3 protein-coding genes are annotated in these 2864 nt (G+C 45.0%); all 3 read left to right on the top strand.

From position 1 onward, the window contains the following. Positions 1–93 precede the first annotated feature (93 nt). The gene (clpP, locus tag GRP75_RS23360; RefSeq protein ID WP_016324659.1) at positions 94–684 is read left to right on the top strand and encodes an ATP-dependent Clp endopeptidase proteolytic subunit ClpP; all 591 of its coding nucleotides are present in this window, start codon (positions 94–96) and stop codon (positions 682–684) included. Between the two features lie 12 nt (positions 685–696). After that, on the top strand, positions 697–1953 hold the full coding sequence (gene clpX, locus GRP75_RS23355) for an ATP-dependent protease ATP-binding subunit ClpX (RefSeq protein ID WP_023989972.1): 1257 nt from the start codon (positions 697–699) through the stop codon (positions 1951–1953). A gap of 110 nt (positions 1954–2063) precedes the next feature. Further along, positions 2064–2864, top strand: an 801-nt coding sequence (ispG, locus tag GRP75_RS23350; RefSeq protein WP_160790500.1) for a flavodoxin-dependent (E)-4-hydroxy-3-methylbut-2-enyl-diphosphate synthase, incomplete at its 3' end; no start/stop codon positions are given.

Here is a 2864-nt window from a genome sequence, read left to right as displayed (position 1 = left end):
CACGTTTCATGCTTGCTGCTTCCGTTTTAATGGGACATAAGGAAGCGGATGAATACAGGTGTTCATTTTAATAAAGAAAAGAGGTTGGTCGTGATGAGTCTCGTCCCTATGGTTGTGGAACAAACGAATCGAGGAGAACGATCTTACGATATTTACTCGCGGTTGCTTAAGGATCGTATTATTTTCCTAAGTGGCCCGATTGATGACGATGTCGCCAATCTCGTCATTGCACAGCTATTGTTCCTTTCTGCGGAAGATCCAGAGAAGGATATTAATTTGTACATTAACTCGCCAGGCGGTTCTGTAACTGCGGGCATGGGTATATATGATACAATGCAATTCATTAAGCCGGACGTATCGACGATCTGTGTAGGCATGGCTGCAAGTATGGGTTCGTTGCTGCTAACAGCGGGTGCACCAGGCAAGAGATACGCACTTACCAACAGTGAAGTCATGATCCATCAGCCGCTCGGTGGCATTCAGGGGCAAGCCTCCGATATGCTGATTCATGCGGACTGGATTATCAAAACACGTGCTAAGCTGAATCAAATCTATGTAGAGCGTACGGGTCAGCCCCTCGAAAAAATCGAACGTGATACTGACCGGGATTTCTTCATGGAAGCGGAAGAGGCAAAAGCATACGGTATCATTGACCAGGTGCTGTCTAAACCGATTAATCTGTAAAGGGGTGGCTCTATGTTTAAATTTAATGATGAAAAAGGACAATTGAAATGTTCTTTCTGCGGTAAATCTCAGGATCAGGTTCGCAAGCTTGTTGCTGGACCGGGCGTATATATATGTGACGAATGCATTGAGTTATGCACGGAGATTGTAGAAGAGGAATTGGGTCATGAAGAAGAAGTAGATCTGAAAGACATTCCGAAACCAATGCAAATCCGTGACATTCTGGACCAATATGTCATTGGTCAGGATCAAGCGAAAAAATCGTTGTCTGTAGCGGTATATAATCACTACAAACGTATTAATACTCAAAACAAAATTGATGATGTGGAACTGCAAAAAAGTAACATTTTGATGCTTGGACCTACAGGTTCGGGTAAAACGTTGCTTGCGCAAACCATGGCTAAAATTTTGAACGTTCCTTTTGCTATCGCAGATGCCACTTCCCTTACGGAAGCAGGTTATGTGGGTGAAGACGTTGAAAATATTTTGCTGAAACTGATTCAAGCTGCCGATTATGATGTGGAAAAAGCCGAACGCGGCATTATCTACATTGACGAAATTGATAAAGTAGCCCGCAAATCCGAAAACCCGTCCATTACGCGTGACGTATCGGGTGAAGGTGTACAGCAGGCGTTGCTTAAAATTTTGGAAGGCACGGTTGCTTCTGTACCTCCGCAAGGCGGTCGCAAGCATCCACATCAAGAGTTCATTCAAATTGACACCACGAATATCCTGTTCATTTGCGGTGGTGCCTTTGATGGTCTGGAGCAAATGATTAAACGCCGTATCGGTAAAAAGGTCATCGGCTTTAACGCTACTAGCGAACAAAAAGATCTGAAACCAGGCGAATATACTTCAATGGTATTGCCTGAGGATCTTTTGAAATTCGGTCTGATTCCGGAGTTTGTAGGACGTTTGCCGGTTATTTCTACGCTGGAGCCGCTTGATGAGAACACATTGGTTCGTATTTTGTCTGAGCCGAAAAATGCGTTAGTCAAGCAGTATCAGAAGATGCTTGAACTGGATAATGTTACTTTGGAGTTTAAGCAAGATGCTCTGGAAGCCATTGCCCGTGAAGCCATCAAGCGTAACACGGGTGCCCGTGGTCTTCGTGCGATCATTGAAGGCATTATGCTGGATGTGATGTATGAGGTTCCTTCCCGTGATGATATCACTACTTGCGTCATCAATGAGCAGGTTGTAAAAGATAAAATCGCACCGGAACTCGGTGGTACAGATAAGGATAAAAAACAAGAAGAGAGCGCCTAAGGATTGATACTTCGCGATCTCTAAAACATGAGAAGCCGGATCTCCACTTCACTAAACCTGTATGAGGTTTTAAGGGGTGGAGGTTTGGCGTTAATGGGAGAGAAAAGTACATGTTCTTAAGACAAGACACACGTCCCGTAAAAGTCGGGAATCTGACGATTGGCGGCAGCAATGAAGTCATCATCCAAAGCATGTGTACAACCAAAACAGCAGATGTGGAAGCAACTGTAGCCGAGATTCTTCGTTTGGAAGAAGCCGGATGTCAACTGGTGCGGGTTACCGTCAACAATGAGGAAGCTGCCGCAGCCATTAAGGAAATAAAAAAAAGGATTCATATTCCGCTGGTTGCAGATATTCACTTTAATCACAAGCTGGCTCTACTGGCAATTGAAAATGGAATTGATAAGGTTCGCATTAATCCAGGTAACATTGGACGACGTGAAAAAGTGGAAGCTGTCGTTAAGGCATGTAAGGAAAAAGGGATTCCAATTCGGATTGGTGTGAACGCCGGGTCGTTGGAACAGCATTTACTTGATAAGTATGGCTACCCTACGCCAGAAGCGATGGTAGAAAGCGCACTGTATCATATCGGGATACTGGAAGAGCTTGATTTCCATGACATTATCGTGTCATTGAAGGCGTCTGATGTTCCTATGGCGATTGCCGCTTACACGAAGGCAGCTGAAATTATTAAATATCCGCTCCATCTGGGTATTACCGAAGCTGGGACGCTCTTTACGGGTACGGTTAAAAGCGCGGCAGGTATGGGCGCTTTGCTGGCATCAGGCATCGGCTCCACAATGCGTATTTCGCTCAGCGCCGATCCGGTGGAAGAAGTGAAGGTAGCACGTGAGTTGCTCAAGACGTTTGGATTGATCACAAACGCAGCTACACTGATTTCTTGTCCGACT

Source organism: Paenibacillus sp. OT2-17 (genome assembly GCF_009827695.1).
GTDB classification, from domain to species: domain Bacteria; phylum Bacillota; class Bacilli; order Paenibacillales; family Paenibacillaceae; genus Paenibacillus; species Paenibacillus polymyxa_B.
The sequence above is the reverse complement of the archived record's forward strand: the minus strand, read 5'-3'. Positions and strand labels throughout refer to the sequence as shown.

Coding starts and splice junctions, on each gene's coding strand:
- clpX (WP_023989972.1), top strand. CDS start 697: ATGTTTAAATTTAATGATGAAAAAGGACAATTGAAATGTTCTTTCTGC.
- clpP (WP_016324659.1), top strand. CDS start 94: ATGAGTCTCGTCCCTATGGTTGTGGAACAAACGAATCGAGGAGAACGA.